Source organism: Bacillus thuringiensis (assembly GCF_001595725.1).
In the GTDB taxonomy this organism is placed as follows: domain Bacteria; phylum Bacillota; class Bacilli; order Bacillales; family Bacillaceae_G; genus Bacillus_A; species Bacillus_A thuringiensis_K.
The window spans coordinates 809,338-833,632 of sequence record NZ_CP014282.1 but is presented as its reverse complement, the minus strand read 5'-3'; the positions used below and the strand labels follow the sequence as shown (position 1 = coordinate 833,632).

The following is a 24,295-nucleotide window of genomic DNA, read 5'->3' as shown; positions in this document are numbered from 1 at the left end:
TCTTATAAAAAGAAGCTGATCTATTTTTAGATCAGCTTCTTTTCTATATATACTTCCAAAAAACAGAGTAGTTAGTTCTACTTCCGATTTGGTTTTCCAAATCGAACTAAAACATGCCATAATAATTTTAATTCCTGAAGCACTTCTTCATAAGTACCACGATCACTCCAAGATAATGGATTGCGTTTCAAATCCACTACAGCAGAGCCAATTATATTGGCATCGATACAATGATTCCGTGCAATGCGTCTTGCTAAAGATGGCATTTTTGAACCTCTAAAATCCATTGGAACTTCGTCTACCATAAGTACAAAACCGATGTGCCAATACAAATCAATCGCATACTTCAGGCAAATTTCTTCTAAAACTTTTCCTACATCCGTACCCTTAAATGAAGGATCTGCAACAAGCACCTCTACGTCTTCTTTAAGAGAAATCTCTCCATGAATTTGCGCTTCGATATAATGATTAAGATTACGGGCTGGCTCTTTGCTTACTAAATCTATAAACGGCCTTTTCAGATTAGCCAGTAAATGATTAATTAATATTGTTGGCGTCAAATTCCCTTCACCAATTGCAAAATCTCTTACGAATGTCTCTTCCAAAAGAGCAGCTAAAATCATATCAAACTCCTCATAAGTCCCCTTTTCTTTCGGATCTTGATTCGAATCTAAATATGTATATGTAGAGCGCGAAGAAACTTTTGGAGATAAGAGAAAATAACATGAACCAAAACGCGGAGCCGGCCCATCTGGATGTAACATTAAATTTAGCGCTCCGTATTTTGGCCGTTGATCATTCGTTACGCCTTCTAATTGATATGCCCCTCCAAATATTCTCTTTTCCCAAAAGTCACGTTCACCACCAGGGTAAGCAGATACGCTTCCATTAGATAGCAATGTTTCAAACTGACTTTTATATATTCCTTGCTCAAACAGTGCTTCAGCAACACTTTTCATACTCGAATCTAGTCTGTCTGGATGAAAGTGTAAAGCAATCCGTGCATGAGATTTTAAATTAGCGACAGCTTCTTCAAATATTTCATCTGTAATATTAGACATTTTAAGTATATGATTAATCGTTGCTTTAGCCTCTCGTTTTTCGTTCTCTGCATATTTTGAAATATACTCTAAAGCAAATAATTGAGATCTTGATAATTCCATAATCCAATCTCCCCTTTAATTGAAATGACCTTAATCAATTCAATTAAAAGCTTAGTCTTTCCTTCTTATGAAACGAACCTTATTTATTTAAAAACGTAATTTACTAAATCTTAATTATGCATACACGCATTTTGCATAGGCAAATGTACACATTCTACAGAAATTTGATACCCTAGCCATTGCTCAGCAATATGTTCAAATGATAAAACAGATCCCGTCGTAAAAAAACGATGCTTCGGATTCAGATTGTCAGACAAAATTCCTTTGTGCTGTAAAATGGTACTTAACTCTATCGCTGTTTCTTCTGCAGAACTAATAATCGTTACATCTTCTCCTAACTCACTTTTAATCACAAACTCTTCTCTATAATCTGATTATTACTATATCCATTGACGTATAAAAATTCATTTGTTACTCTTAAAGACGTTAATTTAATATTTAAATCCTCATTCGTATCTCGGTGAGGTAGAGGTTGCAATCATTAAGAGTATCATTTCAGGAGATGTAGTGGCATTGATGAAGGAATGAGAAAGGAATGGTTGCCGAAGTAAGTCGTGTCCACCATGCACGCTTGCTGGGTCTGCATTTAATAAGTGCAGAACTGTCACAAACGTTTCGTTTGTGGAGAGCTATCGAGAGGTATGTCGTGGGTTTCTTATAAGATAGAAAGCATGTAGCGGCAAATTACGTGCTTTTTTTGTTTTGTTTGGGACTTCTCTTCCTGACTCAGGAAGACATACATATCTCCTCGCTTGACTTGGTTATACTAACTTTGGAGGTATTTTCTATGCAACAAAAAAAATGGGGCTTTTGGGTACTAACAGCTTTCGTTGTCGGTAACATGGTTGGCGCTGGTATTTTCATGGTGCCAAGTACGTTGGCACAAACAGCAAGCCCACTCGGTGTCACTTTAGCTTGGTTAACTACAGGGTTTGGTGTTTTAATGCTAGCTCTTGTTTTCGGTAATTTAGCAATTCGTCGTCCTGATTTAACGACAGGGCCACAAAGTCATGCATATGCTTTATTCTCAACACCAAAAAAGAAAAAAATGGCTGGTTTCAGTATGGTATGGGGATATTGGGTTGCAAACTGGGCAAGTAACGTTGCCATCATTACATCATTTGCGGGATATTTATCACTCTTCTTCCCAATTATGAAAGATACGCGACTACTATTTTCAATCGGTTCGTTTAACGTAGAAGTCGGAAAACTAATTACATTTACGATTTGTTCCATCTTACTTTGGGGAACTCATATTATATTAACAAACGGTGTAAGCGGAGCTGGAAAGCTAAACTTTTTAGCAACAACAACGAAAGTAACTGGATTCCTTTTATTCATCGTCGTTACGTTATTTGCATTCGAAGCTTCTAAGTTTGGACAATGGTACACACCGATGATTGATAAATCAGGTGCATCACACGGTCTTCTTTCACAAGTAAATTTAGCTGCTCTTACAACGCTTTGGGCGTTTATCGGAATTGAATCAGCGGTTCTTTTATCAAACCGTGCTGTTTCTCCAAAAACGGTAAAACGTGCAACAGTTGCGGGATTACTTATTACAGTTGCAATTTACTTAGGAATCACAATTTTAACAATGGGTGTACTTCACGTTGATACATTACAAGCTTCTGAACGTCCATTAGCAGATGCATTAAATGCTGCAATGGGTCATGGCGGCGGGAAACTGATGGCATTACTTGCTCTTACTTCCCTGTTCGGTTCTATCTTAGGCTGGATTTTATTAAGCTCAGAAGTCCCTTATCAAGCAGCAAAAGAAGGTTTCTTCCCTTCCTTCTTCGCAAAAACAAATAAAAAAGGAAGTCCAATTTACTCATTACGATTAACAAACATTATGTCGCAAGTATTCCTATTCTCAACATTATCAGGAACCATTGCGGAAGCTTATACATTCGTTATTACCGTATCGACACTGGCCTACCTCATTCCATATCTCGTTTCACCAATCTTCCAGTTAAAACTAGTCGCAACTGGTGAAACATATAAAAATGAAATGCGGGCAAGAATTACAGATGGCATAGTCGCAGTTATCGCACTTTGCTACGCACTATGGGTTATTAAAACAGGCGCAGCCGATATAAAAACGTTCCTTCTCGGAATTGGTTTATTCGTAATCGGCTTTGCCTTCTATCCATTAATGAATCGTGATCAGAAAAAAAATAACGAAAAGAAAGACGGGCAAGTTGCATAACGCAATTTGCTCGTTTTTTCTTTTACAAAACATATATAATAGAACAAAGAGGTGAAAAACATGTCAATCGAATCACTATGGAACAGCCGTTTCCAACAACATATTCAAAATATCATTACATACTTTGCACGTATGATTAACGGTTTACTATATAGCTTTATCTTTATTTCATGCGTTGGCGCATACTACTATGCTCAGTTTCTAAAAACATCTCCTTCTAAAGGAATATCTTTACTACTCATCACGATTGTACTTACATTCATTATAACGAGATGCCCTATTCGTACATTTATTCAGAAACCTGACGCTGTCTATTTACTAGCACTAGAAGAGAAATTAACTTCTTATTTCAAAAAATCTCTTCTATATAATTACATCATTCAGCTTTTCCCATTATTATTTACGTTCCTTATTCTCGTTCCGCTTGCACTGCAATCATTACAATTAACGATACCTTTCTTCTGTACAATCTTTCTCGTTTTAATGGTTACGAAAGCTTGGAACATATACATACATTGGATGTGGCGTGATAGTCACGAAAAAAATATATGGCTGATCATTCGTATTGCTTGTAACGCCCTAGTCATTTATATGCTGTTTTATGTAGCAAATGTTCTCATATTAGGCGGATTACTCTTACTACTTGCTTTCCTACTTCTATACACGAAAAAACAGCCTACAAAACGAATACCGTGGGATTACATAATCGAGCAAGAAGAAAAAATGAACGTTCGTTTCTATCAATTTGCTAGCATCTTCACCGATGTTCCGCAACTAAACAAGCAAGTAAATAAAAGAAAATGGCTTACAACTTGGATTGAACCTTTATTACATAAAAAACGAGCAACTTTCTTCTATTTACATACACTCGCATTTTTACGCGGGAATGATTATTTCGGTATATATATTCGCTTAGGGCTGATTGGTGCCTTCGCCTTATATTTTATACCAAACATATACGTAAAGGGCGCTATCGCTTACATCGTCCTATATATGATTTCTATGCAGCTCCGTTCCCTATGGAAATATTTTTCGGGAAATATTATTGTAGCATTATATCCAATTGATACTGAAAAACGACTGAATCAATTTCTTCACTTAATCTTTATATTGCTAAGTATTCAACTCATTGTATTTTCAATTGTTATACTCCTTGCTACAGGAGAAATTTTACATAGCCTTATCATTATGATTATCGGGTTACTCTGGATCAAATTTATTATTGTACCAAAAACGAAGCAACGTGTTTCCTCGTTTTAACGAAAAGAATTATCTTAAACGCCAAGGAGAAAATGAATTTTCTCCTTGGCGTTTTATTTTTTTCCTCAAACAAGAATCACCGGAACAACCGATATTTTATGATTTTACATACAAAAACGATAATACATGTTTACGTCCTAATAAAAAGGGTATCTATTAAATTAACAGAGTAAAGGAGGGGCCTATATTGTGAATAAAAAAACGGAACAATTGAAACACCATATTACCGACAATCAATGCAAACATGCTTTAACAACAAACCAAGGAGTAAAAATAGCCGAAGATGAATTTTCTTTAAAGATGGGCTTAAGAGGCCCAACCTTAATGGAGGATTTCCACTTTCGCGAGAAAATGACCCATTTTGATCACGAGCGAATTCCCGAAAGAATTGTTCATGCACGCGGAGTTGGCGCTCATGGTTATTTTCAGCTTTATGAATCGTTAGAAGCATATACGAAAGCAGATTTTCTTACAAATCCTTCAAAGAAAACACCTGTATTTGTACGTTTCTCAACCGTTCAAGGTTCTAAAGGATCCAACGACACAGTAAGAGATGTACGCGGATTCGCTACAAAATTTTATACAGATGAAGGAAACTATGATTTAGTAGGCAATAATATGCCAGTATTCTTTATCCAAGATGCTATTAAATTCCCTGATTTTGTCCATGCAGTTAAACCAGAACCACATAATGATATTCCTCAAGGAGCTAGCGCTCATGATACCTTTTGGGATTTTGTTGCACATAACCCTGAGTCCACGCATATGGTCATGTGGCAAATGAGCGACCGTGCTATTCCGCGTAGTTTACGAATGATGGAAGGTTTTGGAGTTCACACATTTCGACTCATTAACGCAGAAGGAAAAGCCCATTTCGTAAAGTTTCACTGGAAACCTGCCCTTGGGGTTCATTCATTAGTATGGGATGAAGCTCAAAAGATTGCTGGGAAAAATCCTGATTTCCATCGTCAAGATTTATACGAAGCAATTGAAAAAGGCGATTATCCGGAATGGGAGCTTGGATTACAGTTAATTCCAGAAGAAGATGAGCATGCATTTGATTTTGATATTTTAGATCCAACGAAATTATGGCCGGAAGAAGAAGTTCCTGTAAAACTAGTTGGTAAAATGACATTGAACAAAAATGTTGATAACTTCTTTGCGGAAACGGAGCAGGTAGCTTTCCACCCTGGTCATGTCGTACCAGGTATTGATTTTTCAAATGACCCTCTTCTGCAAGGAAGATTATTCTCCTATACAGATACACAATTATCTCGTTTAGGAGGACCTAATTTCCATCAAATCCCTATTAATCAGCCTGTATGTCCTTTTCATAATAATCAACGTGATGGTATGCATCAAATGCAAATTCATCGTGGTCAAACAAGCTATCATCCTAATGGCTTAAATAATAATCAACCAGCAACAGTCCAAGCAGAACAAGGAGGATATGAGCATTATCAAGAAAAGATTGATGGACATAAAATTAGAGGGCGCAGTAAAAGCTTCCTTAACTTTTATTCTCAGGCTAAACTTTTCTATAATAGTATGAGCCCTATTGAAAAGCAACATATAAAAGAAGCTTTTTGCTTTGAAGTTGGGAAGTGCCAATCAGACATGGTGAAGGCAAATGTAATTGCTCTTTTAAACCACGTCGATCGTCAATTAGCACAAGAAGTCGCTAACATTATTGGAGCTCCTTTACCTAAGGAAAATCACGAAGTAAATTCAGATGCAAAATCACCTGCACTCAGCATGTCCAATACTATTTTTAAAGCTGATTCCAAAAATGTTGCAATTCTATTAAATGGTGACCCAAGCATCTCTCTTCTGTCCGAATGGATTCAAGCTTTTGCACAGCATCGAATTAACTATAGCATCATAGATAATAAAATTTATCATTTCAATAATTCCATTAAAGTAACGGATACTTATACAACAGCAGACTCCTCACTTTTTGATGCAGTATTAGTGTTTAGTAGTAAATCTGTCATTCAACCCCCTGTTTTAGAATTTGCAGAAACTACTTTTAAACATTTTAAACCGATAGCTCATGTCCTTAGTGACCCTCATGCTTTAGACCATAGTAAGGTGAAACTGGATGGAGCAGGAGTTTACAACTTAACAAACACTTCAATTGAGTCATTTATAGAAGGCATTTCCCAAGGACGATTCTGGAACCGATAATATAATGTAAGGAGCGGATTAGAATGAGTAAAAAAATTGCTATTTTAATAACGGATTATTTCGAGGACACAGAATACACAGAGCCAGTAGAGGCTTTTAAACAGAAGGGATATGAATTAACAACTATTGAATTGGAAAAAGGTAAAACGGTACACGGTAAACAAGAAAAAAGCGAAGTCGTAATTGATAAAAATATTGATGGTGTTTCTCCAGAAAACTTTGATGCACTCTTCATACCCGGCGGATTTTCTCCAGATATACTTCGTGCAGATGAGCGTTTCGTTCGCTTTAGTAAAGCATTTATGGATGCAAAAAAACCTGTTTTCGCTATTTGTCACGGACCTCAGCTACTCATCACTGCACAAACACTTGAAGGACGTGATGTCACTGGATATAAATCTATTGAAGTCGATTTAAAAAACGCCGGCGGAAACTTTCATGACACAGAGGTTGTCGTATGCCAAAACCAGCTAGTCACAAGTAGACAACCAGAAGATATACCAGCGTTTATTGAAGAATCATTGCGTATATTAGGATAGTTATTATAGGTTAACCAAAATAGCTAAATGGCTATTTTGGTTAACCTTTTTATTTGTATGAAACATAAAAAAGAATATCGTTTTTAATGATCTGTGGATTCCATCCCTTCTTTGTCCCCAAATTTCTAATCACTTTTCATAGGCATTTCTCATATAGTGAAAATGACTATACGATTCCTATCCATAAGTTAAATAATGATTTTACACATATATAAATACAAGAGATGGGAGCCTAACTATGAACAACAATCCACCTTCAACGCCCCAAGACAACTCCGAAAACAATAGCCGTGACATTACACTGCAAACATTAAGAGTCATCAGACTCGTCGTCCTTATTAGTGGTTATATCCTCGTCGCTCTCTCTGAAGTAGGTGAGCTGAAAGTCTTATTAACGAACCCAAATAGCAATCCTGATTTAGCTGAAGTTGATCCGTTTTAAAAGCCATGTGAAAAGCGATTTCTAGCATCGCTTTTCATATCATTTTATCCAATCTGAGAAGCCTCCCCCTCATACTTCTCTCTCCCAATCGCCTTCATAAATAATAAAATACTGCTCATACCCACGATAAAGTACAGAGCACTCATGCCCCAAGATGCAAGAAATGAACCTAGCATAACACCTAATGCTCCGTTCATTTTTGCCACTTGAAAGACCATTCCGTTAATCGCCATGTATGAGCCTCTTGCCTCATTTGGCACTATATCTGCCATAATAGATTGACGTACTGGCACATACATCATCTCCCCTACCGTTTGGAACAGCCCTGCAATTAATAAAATCCATAAACTATTGCTTGTTCCGAGTATTGTAAATCCAATCGTGTAAATGAATAAGCCTACATATAAGATTTTCAAATCATTGAAGCTTTTCAGCATTTTAATAAGAAGTGCTGAACATAACACAACTAAAATTGTATTCTCTGCAGAAATCCAGCTCAACATGCGAATACCTGTTAAATCAAACGTAAAACCATCCCCGAATAAAAAGTGCACCGTTTCAAATTCCTTCTGCAAACGTACCCCTAAATAATTATTAATTTGAAACTCTAACGATAATGTACATATACTCGCTGCACAAAAAATTAAAAATGCTTTATCTTTCATCACGACTTTATAACTATCTACCATATCTTTTAATACATTTTTCTTCTCCACCGTTTTTCGTGCTACATACACTTCTTCCATATACACAGCCATCACATATAAAGTCATAATGGCAACAAGCGTTAATACGATAAACAATTGTAGTCTATAGTTTTCAAATAGTAATCCTCCAAATATCGCTCCAATGGCAATCGATAAATTAATAGCCCAGTAACTAATGCTGTACATCACTTTTCGATTTTCAGGTGTACTCACATCAATTAACATCGCCTCTGTCGCAGGATTCATAAGTCCAGACCCTAAACTATTCACTAACATAAACACAAATGTTAGCCATGGTGAGTCAATGTAATCCGAATTCGCAACTCCCATACAAGCAATGGAAATGACTTGTATACTTTGACCGATAATCATAACCTTTTTACGCCCAAGCCGGTCTCCAACATATCCACCGTATAAACCAATTACTAATGAAGCTATGACATTAATGAGTAGTAACGCACCAGCAATCGCACTACCTAACTTTATTGAAAAATAAATCGCCATAAATGGAAAAATCATCGTGGACACAGTACGTGTTAAAAATGATGTTATAATTCTAATTTTTATATTTCGATGCATACTCCAAAATCCCATTGTTTCCCCTCCTTATGCTTACTTATTTTACTTTGAAAAAAAGGAAGAAAAAGGTTAGAATATTCTAAAGAGTTTCCCCTTTTATGATAGAAGGAAGTGTATATATGAAAATTATGGACTATTACATTCGATTAAGATTACATGCACAAGATCAACAACATATACGAAATAGCTTACAAGAATTAGCAGATGTTTTATATTGCAGTACGAAAAACGTAAAGATTTTATTAAAGAAAATGAGCGAGGAGCAATTAATTAGCTGGACTCCAGGACGAGGACGCGGAAATAAAACGGAAATTCTATTTTCACATAATTTCGTAGAAGCGATTGAATCCTATGCAGATGAACTGTTAGCGAAAGAAAAATTAAAAGACGTTTTTCTTCTTTTAAAAGGCCCCCTCCCCCTTGCACTTCAAAAAAAGATAGAAAATAAACTACATCATCATTTTGGATACGAACCTTCAAATGATATGTACGACATATTAAAGATTCCTATATCGAGAAAGATATTTCCATTAGATCCAGCTTTTGTAGCTGTAACTACAGAAAGCCATCTTACGAGTCAAATTTTTGATACGTTAGTCGTTTATAACGATGTTACTGAAAAAATGGAACCACACATTGCGCATACGTGGGAATTAAGTGAAGACGGGCTTACATGGACTTTTTATTTACGAAAGGATGTATATTTTCATAACGAAACAGTTTTAACTTCTAAAGATGTACAATTTTCATTTGAACGATTAAAGCAAGTTCACTCTCCTTTCGATTGGTTAACAGAAGAAATTGTTCAAATTGAAACACCATCAACACTGCAAATTCAATTCCATTTAGCAAAACCAAATCTATTTTTCTTACACTATGTAAGTTCAATGCAGCTCGCAATTTTACCGCGTGATGCTAGTATTCAAAATAATCATTATATAGGTACTGGACCTTTCAAACTTGCTCATTACTCTGAAGATAATATCGTACTCGAAGCGTTCACCCATTATTTTAAAGAGCGCGCGTTATTAGACCGTATTGAATTTTGGGGTATTCCTGACCATGTGCAAATAGATGCTGATTATGAACTACCAAACGAAGAGGAAAATGAAAGGCATGATATACAAATAGAAGAAATAGGCTGTATTTATGCTGGCTTCAACTTTACAAAACCTGGTCCTCATCACGACATTTACTTTCGAAAAGCTTGGAGAGAACTATATGATGTTGAAATGATACTTCGTAACATAGAGGGTAGACGAACAATTGCTGCATCAAGCTTCTTCCCTGATAGAAGCCGCCAAGCTACTAAAAGGTCCTACTCTTTAGAAAAAGCGAAAGAGTATTTAAAAAAGAGCACCTATAACGGAGAAACGATTCATATTTATTTCTTCGCATTTAAAGACAGTGCAAATGACGCATATTTCCTAAAAGAACGTTGCGAACAATTAGGCATACATGTAGAACTTCACCCATTTCTCGTTTCAGATTATATGGATCGTTCTATCGATACACATGCCGATATTATTTTCATGGGAGAAGTATTTGCTGCTGACCATGAACTCGCATTCTTAAATGTGTTTAAAAATAAAAGTTGCTTCGTAAATCGGTTCATGGATCCGCACTATGAAAAACAAATTAACTGTTTACTTGATACATTTTTATTAGAGGCAAATAAAGAAGAACGCTATGAGCTCATGTATGAAATCGAAGAATTTTTACAAGTAGAGCACATCATTTTATTTAACTATCACGTTTTAAAAAGAAAAACATACCCTTCTTCTTTAAAAAACGTAACAATTGATTCATTCGGCTGGGCAAATTTTGCGAAGTTATGGATACAGCCATCCATGTATTAACATGCAAAAAAGCCCCTTACAAAAAGGGGCTTTCCAATCATTCTTTATTCTCATTACTTCGCAAAACTTTCAGCCAACTGTTTCTCTCTCCACATAAATGTAATGCCGAGACCAACTATTAAAACAACGCCTGAAAATGCATATGGATAATGAATATTCATATCAAATAATATTCCGCCCATCGCTGGTCCTGCGATATTTCCTAAACTCGTATAAGTCGAGTTCATCCCAGCAACGAATCCTTGCTCTTTTCCAGCTGCTTTTGATAAAAACGTCGTTAAAGCTGGACGAAGTAAATCAAATGCAAGGAAAATAAAGCACGTAACGAGAAGTACAATCCAATAATTAAAGACTACAGTTGAGACGAATGCTAACACTGCACCTACAATTAAACATATTTGAATTAATACTTTCTCACCGAACATGTCTACCAATTTGCCAAACATAAATACTTGCACAACTACCCCAAAGATTGAACTAATTGTAATAATTGCTGCGATATCTTTCGGTGTGAATCCAAATTTATGATCAGAGAACAGACTAAACACAGTTTCATATGCTGATAATCCGAATGCGAGTACAAATACGATAATAAATGCAATTGCATACATTGGATGTAATGATTTCTTTAAATCACCAATAAAGCTTGATTCTTTCGTATTAGAAGAAATCTCTGCAAGCTCTTCTTTCGTTAAAGGTTCTTTTAAAATAAATATCGAAATCACACATGCTATAAAGGCAATTGCTGCTGCAACAAAAAACGGCACACGTATACCGTATTCTGCAATAAATCCGCCGATTCCAGGCCCTATAATGAATCCAGTACTAATAGCCGCAGATAAGTATCCCATCGCCTTTGGACGTTCCTGAATAGATGTAATATCCGCAACATATGCCGTAACACCAGGCATAATAAAAGCAGCACTAATTCCGCCTAACACCCTCGCTACATAAAGCATCCACACATCTTTTCCTAATCCAAAAAGAAGCTCTGAAACACCAAAAATAAATAATCCAATGATTATCATTTTCTTCCTACCGTAAAGATCAACCCACCGGCCTGTAATAGGTGAAGCAATAAGCTGAGCCATTGCAAACACTGCAACGAGATACCCCATCGTCTTCCCTGTTAAATGCATGTCATTCATAAAGGACGGCATAACCGGAATGATTAATCCAATCCCTAGAAAAGCGATAAATATATTACTCAAAAGAATGACCAGTACCATCTTTTGTTCTTTTATCGGTTTCTTCACTTTTAACACCTCTTCCCGTAAGCTCCTCTCAAAAAATAATGCCCAAGAAGCTTTTTCTTTATCCTGCTATTTGTGGGCTAATCATGAGTAGAGATGCCTCCACTCATTAGAATTTCACTCTATCCTTCCACACATACATAAGTATTAGGTGAATGACTATCATTCATTTTTCCTCAAAAATGAACCTACCTTCTCAGACAGGTTCATCTTACTACTTCTTTATATGTAGTGCATGTGTTAAAAAATCTAGTACTTCTTCCTTTTGCAAATCCACCTGCTCATCATCTTTATGATCATATAAATACACTTGTTCCGCTGCTGATTCAACAAGAGCGATAAATAACTTCGCTGTTCGTTCTGCGTGAACCGAATCACGAATTTCACCAGCTTCTTTCGCCTCACTTAAAAATTCGCTTAACCACATATAAAGAGGCTCATATACAGCTTCCCACTCTTTTATATGTTCAGTAGATGCAAGACCCGCATACATTAAAGCTTGTATTTCACGGTATTCCTCTATAAAGTGAAACACCGCATCAATTACTTGTGCCACTTTATTTGAAAAAGGTACATCTTTTTGTACTTTTTCTTTCACTGCAAGTATCATCTTTTCAACCATCACTTCTGCTATTGCAGGCATAACAGATAGCTTAGAAGGAAAATATAAATAGAAAGTTCCTTGCGCAATGCCAGCTAATTTCACGATATCAGAAATCTTCGTTTTTTCGACGCCCTTCTCCTGAAACACTTCAATAGCTGCATAGACAATTTTCTCTTTTTTATTCATCATCTAAACCCTTTCACACGCATATTGAATGACTGTCACTCATTTTATAAGATAATCGATTGTACTGTCAATGATAGTGAACTCTAAGAGGAAGTCATTTTTTTATAATAAAATCTCCTAATAAACAATTAGGAGATAAAAATACAATATATCTTTAAGAAAGTGCCTTTAATCCTGTCACTCCGCATACAATAAGAGCCACACTAATGATACGTGCTTTACTTTTCGACTCACCAAACAAGAACATGTTTAATAAAACGGCTCCCGCTGTTCCAATACCAATCCAAACCGCATACGCGACACTGACTTGTAAAAATAAGAAAGATGTATACAAAAATGCGAAGGATGTAGCAAACCCACCTATATAAATCGCACCATTGGCTAATGTCTTATCTTTACTATACATTTTAAGTCCTATCACACCGACTATTTCACTAATTGCAGCACACAATACGAAAAACCAACCCATTTTTAAGCAGCTCCTTCCACAGTTTCTTCTTTATTGTCAGCTAACTTTAAACCGATAACACCGGCTACTACCATAAGAATGAAGAATAGTTTACCTGCACTGAAACTTCCACCGAAAAGAAATACATCCATTAAGAAAGTACCTACCGTACCAGCTCCGGCGAAAACAGCATATACAGTTCCTGTTGCAAGATGTTCACAAGCTTTAGAAAGAAAGTAAAAATCAACAGCAATAACTCCTAAAATAACGATCCAATGCCACCAAGTATTGGCCGTATTAAAACCAAACACCCAAAAAATTTCAAAGATACATGTTAATATGACATATAACCAAGCTTTATTTTTCATACCTCTCACCTCTTATGACTGACTATCAGTCATTTTTGTTTTAAAAAAATATACTCTTTCATCAATACTATATAAAAACAAATATCATCCTCATTTACCATTTATATTTGTTCCGTTTCCAAGCAAACTACATCCTGCTATTTTCAAAAATGACTGAATGTCATTCATATGTATTGTACATGAACATTTTAAAAACTGTCAATGCCGAAAGTTTATTTAAAATTTCTTTCATCCGATTTGTATATTTCCTAATAATCTGTCAATAATGCTAGTAACATAATATTTTCTCCACTCCCCCTTGGAGAGATCCCTTGAATGGAGCAGTTAGCTTTTGCTAGCTGCTCTTTTTTCCTTTTATTTCATCCAACATATCGAATCATCGCCACCTCATCACAATAATCAACCTTTGGACAATGTCTACAATCAACCCATACTTTCTCTGGTAGCGCATCTCTATTCACAAAATCAAATCCACACTTTTGAAAAAATTCTGTTTCATATGTTAAAGAAATGACTCTACTTACTTTTATTTTCACTGCTTCATTTATTACATGATTTACTAACATACGCCCGATTCCTTTCCCTGCATATGTATGCGAAACGACTAACGACCGAACTTCTGCAAGGTCCTCTCCTAACACATGTAAACCAGCAACTCCAACAACTTTCTCTTCTTCTTTCATAACATATAAACATTGCAAATATTGATAAAGAGACAAAAGAGAACGTGGTAAAACAACTCCCTCTTTTGCATAAACCTCAATAAGACTATAAATTTCTTTCACATCACTCGTAACCGCATTACAGATTTTCATATGCTCTCCCCTTGCCCCCGATATTAATATTTATAACCTAAAATGAATTTTAATACATAATTTTATATAATAATACATCTCTCTTTTCTTCTCGTCAATCACTTTATACAAACAAAAAACCAAGCAATCTAATCGATGCTTGGTTCCTCATCTCGTATCGGCAATACTGTTGAATATTTAATTTCACGAAGTGCCAAACTCGTCTGTATCCTTGTAATACCAAGCTTATTCAGCTTTCTAATAAACTGCTCCAACTCTTTACGATCACGATTTGCAACTTTTAATAAATAATCATACTCTCCTGTTAAACAGTGACATTCTAACACTTCAGGCATTGCTTCTAATTCTTTTTCCAGCACTTCCAGTTTATCCGATTGATGAATATTCGTGCTCATAAAAATGAAGCATAACAAATCAAAACCAAGCTTTTCTTGATTTAAAATGGCTACTAGCTTATCAATGAACCCTTCTCCATCTAATCTTTTTATTCTCGCATGCATCGCAGCTGGCGATAAATTAACGCGTCGCGCAAGCTCTGCATTACTTACTTGAGACTCCTTCTGCAATATATCTAAAATTTGTACGTCTAAATCATCTAACACTTTAATAACTGACGACTCCATCAAAATTCCCCCTTTTTCTTACCGATGATTATTCGAAAAAACAACTTATAACCTATATAAAACCGAATATCTTTCTGTAAATATCATCCAAAACAAAATATTTTATCGACTTTTCCCCATTATACAAAAGAATATATTACATAATAAAGAAAAATGCTAAAATTATTTACAATTCATATTGATTACAACAAAGGGGATTTTTATATGCCTTATTTTTATGTCTTTTTATTATTACTAACGAGCTTATTATGGGGAGGAAATTTCGTCGTTGGAAAATCACTCGTCGATCACGCGTCTCCGATGACACTTACAAGCTTAAGATGGATGATTGCGATCGTTTGTTTATTACCGATGGTATGGTTTAAAGAAAAGAAAATCATTCCACCTCGCGCTGCCATACTTCCGTTAATACTCATGGGAATTTCAGGGGTCGCTCTTTTTAACATCTTTCAATTTCTAGCACTAGAAAAAACATCCGCAACGAATGTAGGACTTATTTCTACATTAAATGCGATTTCCATTGCACTATTTTCAGTATTATTTCTAAAAGAAAAAGTAAATACACTTCAAATTCTATCCATGATTCTTTCATTCTTCGGGGTTATCCTCGTCCTATTAAAAGGTGATTTCTCGCTTTTATTTTCACTACATTTTAATAGTGGCGATTTATGGATGATTGCAGCAGTTTGTATTTGGGGAATCTATTCTGTTTGTAGTAAATGGGCAACAAAAACAACTACACCACTTATGGCAACGTTGTACTCTGGTATTTTCGGCGTTATTTTATTACTACCGTTTAACATAGGTAGCTTCACTGTTTCAAATATAAATACTTCTTTCATCACATCACTTTTATATACTGGGCTTATTTCGACAGTTCTTTGTATGGTATTTTGGAATATTGGTGTACAAAAATTAGGAGCTACGACATCCGGGATTTTTCTAAACTTCAATCCGATTTTCACAGCGATTTTAGCATTCCTTTTCCTCGGTGAAGAATTAACGTGGATACAAATTGTAGGGACAATGGTCGTTGTAACAGGATGTTATTTATTTTCTCATTTCAAAACTGTTGCCGTTCAGCCAACTAGACCTTTAATACGAAAACATTCTTAATGAAAAAACATCGTCATCTGGGTTGGCGATGTTTTTATTTACTCTTCATTTCTTTTATATACTGCTTTTCCTCTTCTGGCGATAAACGTTCCGTCGCCTTGCCAGTATCTCCACCTTGAAGGCTCCATAAAAAGTTATGCTCCTCAACAGTTTGAGAAAAATCTCCTTTTTCCCATCTATTTATAATAGAAAATAACTTCATTTTATATTGAAAACCTGTACTATTTTCAATATCTCTTTTTACATTAGAAATCTCCTTTTTTGTCATCTCTACAAATCCCCATTTTTCAGAGGATTTTACCTTTTGGTGCACCATTTTATGCATAGTAGAAATAATTTCACCTTCACTAATTTGCGGAGCTTCTTCTGCAGCTTTTTTCTCTTTTTCGTTTGCCGCTCGCTCGATTTGAATATTTTTATTTTCTTTTTCCACATATGCAAGCAATTTCTTTCCGCCAACTATAGACGAGAAAATTACTATAATTGTAATGCATATACCTACGATCCATTTAAAAAGCATTATCTCTTCATCGCTTCCCTAACAATATGACTATCTACATATTGCTTAAACTTCACAATTTTTCCGTTCTCAAGTTGCCATACATGAACAAATTCTGCTTCAAATGATTTTCCCGTTTCTTTATAAATTCCTGAATAAACACCTTCAGCAATAATTACATCTTTTCCGTTTACTTCATGATACGTATTTACACTTGCTTTATAATCATCCCATTCTGATCCTAAACGGCTAAATACATTTTCCATTATAGCTTCTACGCCTTTATATGTTCCGCCATACGGGAACCCTTCTGCCTCTGTCCATTCCACTTTTTCAGAGAAGGCTTCTGCTAAATGCTTTGCATTTGAAGAAGCTGATCCTTCATACGTGCTTTTAATAATTTCTAAATTTGATTTAGGCATATTACTTCCTCCCGTTTATTTATTTTTACACAAGACGTAACCAATGTAGTTACATCTTGTGTAAAAAAATATTTAAATTGTTTCATTCGTAATTCATTAGTTGTAATCATTATAGTTACAATATTTCTTCAAGTCAACATTTATAAATAAAATTTACTTCGTTTTCATTACTTTCTCTTTTAAGAAACGATCTACATATCCTTCTGCTTTTACTACGAATAAATACGCACCCATTGATAATAATGCAAGATCTAATTCATATCCTGGATTCTTTCCATCTCCTAATAAACCTGCTGCTCCATTTACCTTTACGATAGCTCCAGCTAAAATAAGAGCGAATAACAATCCTACATATCGTACACCTAAACCGATAATTAATAATATACCACCAACTAATTCAACTGTTGCTACGCCGTATGCAAGGCCACCTGGTAAGCCGATGCTTGTAAACCATCCTGCTACGTTATCGATACCTGATTGAAACTTCGCTAAACCGTGCGCAAAGAACGTTACTCCTAACACGATACGAATAATTAAATTCCCAATATATTGGTTCATTTTGAACTCTCCTTTTCGTTTTGTTATAGTGAACTTTTATTTACAAGTCAAAACAATACGGTATTTCAATTCATTCGTCAAATACTTTTTTAAAGAAAACAAAAAACATTATCCCTTTTACGGATAATGTTTTCTTACAAAATAGCGCTAATTCAAGCTTTTACTCTATCGCACAAAAAAGTTGAAACATTTTTCCAGCGCCAACATACGGCAATAAAGAAATATCCTCTTCTACAACCATTCCAACAACATTCACTTTCTCATCTACAGGTAAATCATGTGTGGCAACTTGCATCTCTCCTGCATATCTACCGTACAATTCATTATCAATTGTAATGCTACCTTTCTTTCTTACAATTGTATGCATCGGCTGTAACATCACTCTATTTCCTTCCCTTGATTCTACAGATCGAATAGCATCACGAGACGGATCTAGTCTATTTGTATGCACTTGCTCTACCACTTTTAATACTTCTTTATCAGTTATAAATGATTTGTAACGCAATGGAATAATCCCTCTACTTGCACTAGCTACTTCTTGCATACTTTCTAAACTTGCGCTTATATCTCCAATCAATACTTTATCAACACCACAATCTTGTACAAGTTCTAAGTACGCTTCAAGCGGGCGCATATTGCGATGTTTTTCTAACGTTGGTAACCCCTCATATAACGGACCACGTTTTTCCGCATCTCCTGGAATAAATGCCATCGTCTTTATTCCGCACTTCTGTAAATATTGATTTTGTTTTTGTAAGAAGGACTTTGCTAGTCCCGTCTCTGGACGTGGGTAAAAATTATGCCACGCTTCTACATTCTCTACTCTTATATGTTCTGCAAGTAACTCTTTCCAAAATGACTTTGTAATCGTACTCGCATTTAAAGCTACTTTCATCTTGTGAGATACGCGGGCGATTTCTTTTGGCGTGATGCCATAGTCCATTCTTAAACCGGTAATGCCCCAGTTCAATAACTCTTCCACATTTTCATATGTTAGCCCTAAATGGTGTAACGATTTTGGAGAAACATCAACCATTAGCTCCATTTCATGTGCAAGAGCTTTTTTCCCTAATATTTGAATTAACTCTTTATACGTATTTGGATCATCTTCTGGAATGTGCAGTGATGTAAAAATAGATGTAAACCCATTTTCCTTCGCTACTTTTAGCCACTCTTCTTGTTTCTCTACTCGTTCTTTTGAAAGATAAATGGAAACTCCGATCATATAAATCTCCCTTTCTATTAATAGAAAAAGAGAAAGGAATCCCTTTCTCTATACGTTTTCTGCCATTTCTTCTTTAAATCCGAAGAAGTACGTAAAGATAAATCCGAAAGTATATGCAATTACTAAACCTAAGAAATATAGTAAATATTTATTGTCAGCAATTAACGGAATTAAAGATAGCCCTGATACGCCAATTCCAAGTGAAGCCGTTTGCATAACTGCTTGGAAAGCACCACCGACAGCCGCTCCTAAACAAGCAGTAATAAACGGTTTCCCAAGTGGTAATGTAACCCCGTATAATAACGGCTCACCAATTCCTAAAAAGCCAACTGGCAATCCACCTTTAATTACATTTCGAAGTCGTTTGTTTTTTGTTTTCACATAAATCGCAATTGCTGCGCCTACTTGGCCAGCACCAGCCATTGCGAGTACTGGTAATAAAGGTGTTACGTGTGTTTGATTAATAAATTCCATATGAATTGGTGTTAAACCGTGATGCAATCCGACCATAACGAGAGGTAAAAATGTTCCCGCAAGTACTGCGCCAGCAAATGCTCCGCCAATATTTAAAATAGCATTAATTCCGCTCGTAATACCATCTGATAAGAAACCTGCTAATGGCTGAATGGCTAACATCGTTACGATACTTACAACTAATACAGTAATGAGTGGTGTCACGATAATATCAATTGCATTCGGCACTGCTTTTCGAACTTGTCTTTCCACTACAACCATAAGCCATGCTGCAAAAATAACTGCGAACAATCCGCCACGTCCGGGCACTAATGCTTCACCAAACAATTTTACGTTTGCCATCGCTGGGTTGAAAATTAAAATGCCAGCAATTGCCCCAAGAACCGGTGTCCCGCCGAACTCTTTCGCTGTATTCCAACCGACTAAAATTCCTAAGAATGTAAAGATACCGCCGCCAATGAGTAGTAACATTTGTAACCACGTTGCATTTGGATCAGCACCAGCGTTTTTCGCAAAGTTAGCAACCCCGTTTATAATTCCTGACGCAACAAGTCCTGGAATTAACGGAATGAAAATACTTCCTATTTTTCGTAAAAAGTTTTTCACCGGTGTATTATTTTTCTTCTTAATCTCTGATTTCATCTCTTGCCCAATATCTTCAAGGTGATGATCTGCTACCTCACCAATTCGTAGTCCTGTTAAGCCTTCCATTTCAGCTGCTACTTTATTTACTGTTCCTGGACCAACGACAACTTGAAGCGTCTCATCTTCTATAACACCCATAACGCCTTCAACTTTTTTTAAAAGGTCCATATTTACTTTACTTTCATCATGAAGCGTTAATCGTAGTCTCGTCATACAATGAGCAATACTACGAATATTTTTTATTCCTCCAAGTTGCTCCGAAATTTCCTTGGCCATTCTCTCTTCTTTCTTCATAATAGAATCCCCCTCCCTATTATTTTATAGTGCTTTCTTCACAAACCCTTTAGCGTATTTTAGTTTCTCCAGTGCTTCCCCATATTCACACTGCAACAACACCATAACAATGGCAGCTTTTACGTTACGTTCTGCCTTTTCATAATACTCTGCCGCTACTTCATAACTAGCGCCTGTTGCTTCCACAATAATTCGTTTTGACCGTTCTACTAACTTTTCATTTGTGGATTGAACATCTACCATTAAGTTTTTATATACTTTTCCTACACCAATCATCGAAGCTGTTGAAATCATATTCAACACTAATTTTTGTGCTGTACCAGCTTTTAAACGCGTTGATCCTGTTAATATTTCTGCACCTGTCTCTACTTCCACATTTAACTTTGCATATTTACTTATTTCAGCATTTTTATTACAAGAAATACTCGCTGTACTCGCTCCTACACTCTGTGCGTATTTCAAGCCGCCAATTACGTAAGGAGTTCTGCCACTTGCAGCAATTCCAATCACTGTATCTTTCTCATTTAATCCAATACTTTTTAAATCTTCTTCTGCTAACTCTTCGCGATCTTCGGCACCTTCCACCGCTTTAGTAAACGCTTTCAATCCACCTGCTATAAATCCTTGCACCATTTTATCATCCGTGCCAAATGTCGGCGGACATTCCACTGCATCTAGAATACCTAAACGACCACTCGTACCAGCACCAATGTAAATTAAACGTCCCTCTTCTTCAAAAGATTTAATAACAGTCTGTACAACCTTTTCAATTTGTTCTATCTCTTTTTCAACTGCTAACGCAACAGTTCGATCTTCTTCATTCATACTTTGCAACACTTCTTTTATGCTCATCTCATCCAAATTCATTGTTTTCTCATTACGATGTTCTGTCGATAAATTTTCTAACATATTGCCACCCTCTTTGAAATTATATTTCACACTTTTATTATAACTTTAAGAAACTAAAAATCAATTACTCTTTCTTATTTTATGAAATAAAATTTCACGACATGACATATTTTTGTCAAAGATAATAAAGTGAAACTTTAATCAGTGTGGGTTTTGTTCATCCCCACTGATTATTAGCCCGCACCAATCGGGCATTTACGGGCAGTTGATCCCCACCTAACTTTCTTTGCTTCCGCTGAATTTTGAAGTGAGGGTCTTACTGCCCGGCAAATAGGGGGATAAAAAAAGATGAGTCTCCTCATCTTTTCTTCTACTTTAACTTCCGTAACCGCAACGCTTCTTCTCGTGTCTCCATAAATTGATTCAATACTTTATTACCAATTCGATTGAAAGTAATCACATATAAAGCATCGATCATATTCAATTGCGTCATTCTCGAAGCAATACTCGCAATACGATGATCTTGTTCTACATCTGGCATACAAAGGCGAATATCCGCTTCTTTATATAACGGTGATGATTGATCTAGTTTCGTAATTCCAATAACAGTTGCACCTTGTCTCTTTGCATACTGCGCCATTTCAAGCACATCTTTCGTTCGACCAGATGTTGAAATCGCAACAAATATATCGCCTTCTTTTAAATTCGTCACAAGCGGCAACATCATATGAAAATCAGATAGCATCATCGCTGTAAATCCGAGCCTTGTAAATTTATAAGCTCCGTCCATCGCCGGAGTAGCTGATCCGCCTACTCCATAAAAGATAATTTTATCGGCATTTACAATACGATCTGCAGCTTTTTCAAGTTCTTTTTTATCTATCGCCGTCACGCTCGCCTCAATTGCAGCTTTATTCACATAAGTAACTTTATTAAATAAATCATACGGTCCATCTTCTGTATTCATCACTGAAAAATCGTTAATATTATAATCAGCAATCGTTAATTCACGAACGAGTGCTATCTTAAATGCTTTAAAACTTCCGATTCCAATCGATTTACAAAAGCGAACGACACTCGCTTCACTTGCGCCTGCATTCGTTGACACTTCTTTCGTCGTTAAATTCGGTACAATCTCTGCATTCTCCATTATGTACATGGCAACCTTCTTCTCAGCTGGTGAAAATTGATCCATATTACTTTCAATTTTAAATAGTAATGTTGAAGCTTTCACTATTTAACCTCCACTTCTTACGGTTGCGTTCACTTATTTTCTCTTGCTTCAAGAAGGTAATAACCATCATCGCCAGGAGGATGAAACACATTTACAATGCGATTCCCTTTTTGATAAACAGTTCTTTCCCCTTCTGTCCACTTCTTTTCCCAACCGTTCATCCAAATCGCAACATCAGGTAAAAAAGCAGTATATTTCAGCTTCTGACCGTACTCACCATCTGCTTCTTCCGAAAAAATAGAAACCGGAAAATCTTTCACTTTTGATTCTTTCCATGCAGTAAATGGTATACATACTGCAATAAGTACGATTACACCAATAACCTTCTCCTTCGTAATCTTCACACTTCCCTCTCCTTGTCATATCACATACATAGATTTTACCATAATTACAAACCCTTCATGCTATATGATCATTGCTTTTGGGAATAAAAAAAGAGCTTACCTACATCAGATAAGCCCTTCCTCTCTATACAAAATATTTCTTCAAAAGTGGCGGTGTAATAATCGTCGTCAATATAACAACAATAACAATCGCTGTGAAATTTTCTTTCGCTAATAAATTCGCCGTAAGTCCATTTGCAGCGATGATAAGCGCTACTTCACCACGTGATACCATCCCCGCGCCAATACTAATAGAAGATTGGAGATTAAATCCTGTCAGCCTTGCTCCTAAACCTGATCCGATTAACTTTGTGAAAATCGCAATGAGAGTCATAATAATAATGAACCAAAGCTGGCTTCCAATACCTTGAAATGTAATTTCCATTCCGATACTTACGAAGAATACTGGAACAAATATTGCATAAGCAATCGGTTCAATTTTATGTTCCACTTCATGCTTATACTCTGTTTGAGAAATAGCAATTCCCGCTGCAAACGCTCCAATAATACCTGCAATTCCCATCATTTCACTGTAATAAGAAAAAGAGAAACAAATAATAAGAGCCGCGCTAATTAACGCTTCTGTTACACGAAGCGGTACAAGCATTTTCATAATCCAAGGAACGACTTTCCAAGCAATAAAAACAATACTTACAAAGAAAATAATTTTCTTTACAATGACAAGTGTTATATTCACATCTTGTGTTCCTAAAAAACTCATTACAAATGCCAATAAAATAACGACAATGACATCATCAAATACGGCAGCACCTAAAATTGTTGTACTTTCTCTCGTATTCATTTTTCCTAGATCACGTAGCGTCTGGACCGTAATACTAACCGATGTTGCGCAAAGTAATAACCCTAAAAAAATGGCATGGGACTGTATTAATCCAAACAGCAATCCTGTTACATAACCACCGATGAAAGGAAAAATAATTCCACCGGCCGCTACTGCAAACGACGATTTCAAATTCCGATTTAACTCTTCTAAATCTGTTTCAAGTCCCGCCATAAACATAAGTAACAAAACACCAATCTCACTCAGTTCATCGATCAGTTCAGAACTATTAATAATACCAAGTACAGCCGGACCGATAATAATACCGACAATTAACTTACCAAGTACAGAAGGCTGACCAAGTCTCACACTAATGTCACCAGCTAATTTCGTACAAAGTAAAATGACGACAAGTTCAAAATAAAATAACATAGCATCTGCTCCTACTTTAACTTTAATCAGTGGGGTTCTCCATCCAAGTAGATTATTAACCCCCGTCCATTTCTGCAAGTAGTTTCCCCTATTGATCCGCATTTTATTTGTCATATTTTTATTTGACAAAATATTCTG

Annotated in this window: 24 protein-coding genes, 1 pseudogene and 1 riboswitch; of the genes and pseudogenes, 7 read left to right on the top strand and 18 right to left on the bottom strand. The window is 36.0% G+C overall.

The genetic code is table 11. The annotated features are described in order from the left end of the window. Window positions 1–77 precede the first annotated feature (77 nt). Both AXW78_RS04245 and AXW78_RS04240 read right to left on the bottom strand, forming a co-directional pair. Window positions 78–1,163 (bottom strand): DUF3626 domain-containing protein, encoded by a 1,086-nt coding sequence (locus AXW78_RS04245; protein WP_061883807.1) that lies wholly within the window; start codon window positions 1,161–1,163, stop codon window positions 78–80. Between the two features lie 110 nt (window positions 1,164–1,273). After that, window positions 1,274–1,522, bottom strand: a pseudogene (locus AXW78_RS04240) (glutamate racemase); the annotation flags it as partial. A gap of 99 nt (window positions 1,523–1,621) precedes the next feature. Next, window positions 1,622–1,803, top strand: a riboswitch (Lysine riboswitch). A gap of 147 nt (window positions 1,804–1,950) precedes the next feature. On the opposite strand from AXW78_RS04240, the gene AXW78_RS04235 reads away from it, so the two are divergent. The 5 genes from AXW78_RS04235 to AXW78_RS04215 all read left to right on the top strand — a co-directional run bounded on the left by AXW78_RS04235 (window position 1,951) and on the right by AXW78_RS04215 (window position 7,803). Further along, window positions 1,951–3,375, top strand: a complete 1,425-nt coding sequence (locus AXW78_RS04235; protein ID WP_001186306.1) for an amino acid permease — start codon at window positions 1,951–1,953, stop codon at window positions 3,373–3,375. Window positions 3,376–3,435: 60 nt separating this feature from the next. Next, the gene (locus AXW78_RS04230) at window positions 3,436–4,635 is read left to right on the top strand and encodes an ABC transporter permease (protein WP_000021351.1); all 1,200 of its coding nucleotides are present in this window, start codon (window positions 3,436–3,438) and stop codon (window positions 4,633–4,635) included. A 189-nt stretch (window positions 4,636–4,824) separates the two neighbouring features. Next, window positions 4,825–6,822 (top strand): catalase, encoded by a 1,998-nt coding sequence (locus AXW78_RS04225; protein WP_061883806.1) that lies wholly within the window; start codon window positions 4,825–4,827, stop codon window positions 6,820–6,822. 23 nt (window positions 6,823–6,845) lie between these two features. After that, a complete protein-coding gene (locus tag AXW78_RS04220; protein WP_000037533.1) occupies window positions 6,846–7,361 on the top strand; it encodes a type 1 glutamine amidotransferase domain-containing protein in 516 nt (171 codons plus the stop codon). A 238-nt stretch (window positions 7,362–7,599) separates the two neighbouring features. Continuing rightward, window positions 7,600–7,803: a hypothetical protein gene (locus tag AXW78_RS04215; protein WP_002163857.1), complete on the top strand. Its 204-nt coding sequence runs from the start codon at window positions 7,600–7,602 to the stop codon at window positions 7,801–7,803. A 44-nt stretch (window positions 7,804–7,847) separates the two neighbouring features. Here AXW78_RS04215 and AXW78_RS04210 read toward each other — a convergent pair whose 3' ends face one another. After that, window positions 7,848–9,104 (bottom strand): MDR family MFS transporter, encoded by a 1,257-nt coding sequence (locus AXW78_RS04210; protein ID WP_000508199.1) that lies wholly within the window; start codon window positions 9,102–9,104, stop codon window positions 7,848–7,850. A gap of 83 nt (window positions 9,105–9,187) precedes the next feature. Between AXW78_RS04210 and AXW78_RS04205 the strand changes: the two genes are divergently transcribed. Beyond that, complete coding sequence (locus AXW78_RS04205; RefSeq protein ID WP_116777522.1) at window positions 9,188–10,948, top strand: SgrR family transcriptional regulator; 1,761 nt, start codon at window positions 9,188–9,190, stop codon at window positions 10,946–10,948. A gap of 53 nt (window positions 10,949–11,001) precedes the next feature. On the opposite strand, the gene AXW78_RS04200 is transcribed toward AXW78_RS04205, so the two are convergent. The 6 genes from AXW78_RS04200 to AXW78_RS04175 all read right to left on the bottom strand — a co-directional run bounded on the left by AXW78_RS04200 (window position 11,002) and on the right by AXW78_RS04175 (window position 15,245). Then, complete coding sequence (locus tag AXW78_RS04200) at window positions 11,002–12,204, bottom strand: MFS transporter (protein ID WP_061883805.1); 1,203 nt, start codon at window positions 12,202–12,204, stop codon at window positions 11,002–11,004. 211 nt (window positions 12,205–12,415) lie between these two features. Then, complete coding sequence (locus tag AXW78_RS04195) at window positions 12,416–12,994, bottom strand: TetR/AcrR family transcriptional regulator (protein ID WP_002163855.1); 579 nt, start codon at window positions 12,992–12,994, stop codon at window positions 12,416–12,418. A gap of 151 nt (window positions 12,995–13,145) precedes the next feature. Beyond that, on the bottom strand, window positions 13,146–13,460 hold the full coding sequence (locus tag AXW78_RS04190) for a DMT family transporter (protein ID WP_046946562.1): 315 nt from the start codon (window positions 13,458–13,460) through the stop codon (window positions 13,146–13,148). A 2-nt stretch (window positions 13,461–13,462) separates the two neighbouring features. Continuing rightward, window positions 13,463–13,807 carry a DMT family transporter gene (locus AXW78_RS04185; RefSeq protein WP_000790628.1) on the bottom strand — a complete coding sequence of 115 codons (345 nt, stop codon included), beginning with the start codon at window positions 13,805–13,807 and terminating at the stop codon, window positions 13,463–13,465. 359 nt (window positions 13,808–14,166) lie between these two features. After that, window positions 14,167–14,622: an N-acetyltransferase gene (locus AXW78_RS04180; protein ID WP_000686671.1), complete on the bottom strand. Its 456-nt coding sequence runs from the start codon at window positions 14,620–14,622 to the stop codon at window positions 14,167–14,169. A gap of 128 nt (window positions 14,623–14,750) precedes the next feature. Then, window positions 14,751–15,245, bottom strand: coding sequence for an Lrp/AsnC family transcriptional regulator (locus AXW78_RS04175; protein WP_000446090.1), 495 nt, complete (start codon window positions 15,243–15,245; stop codon window positions 14,751–14,753). A 204-nt stretch (window positions 15,246–15,449) separates the two neighbouring features. On the opposite strand from AXW78_RS04175, the gene AXW78_RS04170 reads away from it, so the two are divergent. Continuing rightward, entirely contained in the window at window positions 15,450–16,361 is a 912-nt protein-coding gene (locus tag AXW78_RS04170; RefSeq protein ID WP_001146275.1) for a DMT family transporter, read from the top strand. 34 nt (window positions 16,362–16,395) lie between these two features. Here the strand turns inward: AXW78_RS04170 and AXW78_RS04165 are convergent, their stop codons facing one another. The 9 genes from AXW78_RS04165 to AXW78_RS04125 form a co-directional block, all read right to left on the bottom strand. Next, the gene (locus tag AXW78_RS04165) at window positions 16,396–16,881 is read right to left on the bottom strand and encodes a PRK06770 family protein (protein ID WP_000897978.1); all 486 of its coding nucleotides are present in this window, start codon (window positions 16,879–16,881) and stop codon (window positions 16,396–16,398) included. Further along, complete coding sequence (locus tag AXW78_RS04160) at window positions 16,881–17,282, bottom strand: nuclear transport factor 2 family protein (RefSeq protein WP_001126687.1); 402 nt, start codon at window positions 17,280–17,282, stop codon at window positions 16,881–16,883. The genes AXW78_RS04165 and AXW78_RS04160 overlap by 1 nt, the downstream gene beginning before the upstream one ends. Window positions 17,283–17,435: 153 nt before the next feature. Next, entirely contained in the window at window positions 17,436–17,840 is a 405-nt protein-coding gene (locus AXW78_RS04155) for a DoxX family protein (protein ID WP_001077751.1), read from the bottom strand. 160 nt (window positions 17,841–18,000) lie between these two features. Further along, window positions 18,001–19,065, bottom strand: a complete 1,065-nt coding sequence (locus AXW78_RS04150; protein ID WP_000580620.1) for a DUF871 domain-containing protein — start codon at window positions 19,063–19,065, stop codon at window positions 18,001–18,003. Window positions 19,066–19,113: 48 nt separating this feature from the next. Then, window positions 19,114–20,478: a PTS transporter subunit EIIC gene (locus tag AXW78_RS04145; RefSeq protein WP_000711292.1), complete on the bottom strand. Its 1,365-nt coding sequence runs from the start codon at window positions 20,476–20,478 to the stop codon at window positions 19,114–19,116. Between the two features lie 24 nt (window positions 20,479–20,502). Further along, window positions 20,503–21,387, bottom strand: coding sequence for an N-acetylmuramic acid 6-phosphate etherase (gene murQ, locus AXW78_RS04140; RefSeq protein ID WP_000892345.1), 885 nt, complete (start codon window positions 21,385–21,387; stop codon window positions 20,503–20,505). 310 nt (window positions 21,388–21,697) lie between these two features. Beyond that, window positions 21,698–22,561 carry a MurR/RpiR family transcriptional regulator gene (locus AXW78_RS04135; protein ID WP_000648164.1) on the bottom strand — a complete coding sequence of 288 codons (864 nt, stop codon included), beginning with the start codon at window positions 22,559–22,561 and terminating at the stop codon, window positions 21,698–21,700. A 29-nt stretch (window positions 22,562–22,590) separates the two neighbouring features. Further along, a complete protein-coding gene (locus AXW78_RS04130; protein ID WP_000704958.1) occupies window positions 22,591–22,905 on the bottom strand; it encodes a hypothetical protein in 315 nt (104 codons plus the stop codon). 124 nt (window positions 22,906–23,029) lie between these two features. Further along, window positions 23,030–24,235, bottom strand: coding sequence for a cation:proton antiporter (locus tag AXW78_RS04125; protein ID WP_001174890.1), 1,206 nt, complete (start codon window positions 24,233–24,235; stop codon window positions 23,030–23,032). Window positions 24,236–24,295 lie beyond the last annotated feature (60 nt).

Bases quoted from the DNA above. Each gene is read 5' to 3' on its own strand.
- AXW78_RS04195 (WP_002163855.1), bottom strand. From the start codon at position 12,994: ATGATGAATAAAAAAGAGAAAATTGTCTATGCAGCTATTGAAGTGTTT.
- AXW78_RS04235 (WP_001186306.1), top strand. From the start codon at position 1,951: ATGCAACAAAAAAAATGGGGCTTTTGGGTACTAACAGCTTTCGTTGTC.
- AXW78_RS04190 (WP_046946562.1), bottom strand. From the start codon at position 13,460: ATGGGTTGGTTTTTCGTATTGTGTGCTGCAATTAGTGAAATAGTCGGT.
- AXW78_RS04165 (WP_000897978.1), bottom strand. From the start codon at position 16,881: ATGCTTTTTAAATGGATCGTAGGTATATGCATTACAATTATAGTAATT.
- AXW78_RS04205 (WP_116777522.1), top strand. From the start codon at position 9,188: ATGATAGAAGGAAGTGTATATATGAAAATTATGGACTATTACATTCGA.
- AXW78_RS04185 (WP_000790628.1), bottom strand. From the start codon at position 13,807: ATGAAAAATAAAGCTTGGTTATATGTCATATTAACATGTATCTTTGAA.
- AXW78_RS04220 (WP_000037533.1), top strand. From the start codon at position 6,846: ATGAGTAAAAAAATTGCTATTTTAATAACGGATTATTTCGAGGACACA.
- AXW78_RS04180 (WP_000686671.1), bottom strand. From the start codon at position 14,622: ATGAAAATCTGTAATGCGGTTACGAGTGATGTGAAAGAAATTTATAGT.
- AXW78_RS04170 (WP_001146275.1), top strand. From the start codon at position 15,450: ATGCCTTATTTTTATGTCTTTTTATTATTACTAACGAGCTTATTATGG.
- AXW78_RS04230 (WP_000021351.1), top strand. From the start codon at position 3,436: ATGTCAATCGAATCACTATGGAACAGCCGTTTCCAACAACATATTCAA.
- AXW78_RS04210 (WP_000508199.1), bottom strand. From the start codon at position 9,104: ATGGGATTTTGGAGTATGCATCGAAATATAAAAATTAGAATTATAACA.
- AXW78_RS04175 (WP_000446090.1), bottom strand. From the start codon at position 15,245: ATGGAGTCGTCAGTTATTAAAGTGTTAGATGATTTAGACGTACAAATT.
- AXW78_RS04145 (WP_000711292.1), bottom strand. From the start codon at position 20,478: ATGAAGAAAGAAGAGAGAATGGCCAAGGAAATTTCGGAGCAACTTGGA.
- AXW78_RS04150 (WP_000580620.1), bottom strand. From the start codon at position 19,065: ATGATCGGAGTTTCCATTTATCTTTCAAAAGAACGAGTAGAGAAACAA.
- AXW78_RS04160 (WP_001126687.1), bottom strand. From the start codon at position 17,282: ATGCCTAAATCAAATTTAGAAATTATTAAAAGCACGTATGAAGGATCA.
- murQ (WP_000892345.1), bottom strand. From the start codon at position 21,387: ATGTTAGAAAATTTATCGACAGAACATCGTAATGAGAAAACAATGAAT.
- AXW78_RS04215 (WP_002163857.1), top strand. From the start codon at position 7,600: ATGAACAACAATCCACCTTCAACGCCCCAAGACAACTCCGAAAACAAT.
- AXW78_RS04155 (WP_001077751.1), bottom strand. From the start codon at position 17,840: ATGAACCAATATATTGGGAATTTAATTATTCGTATCGTGTTAGGAGTA.
- AXW78_RS04245 (WP_061883807.1), bottom strand. From the start codon at position 1,163: ATGGAATTATCAAGATCTCAATTATTTGCTTTAGAGTATATTTCAAAA.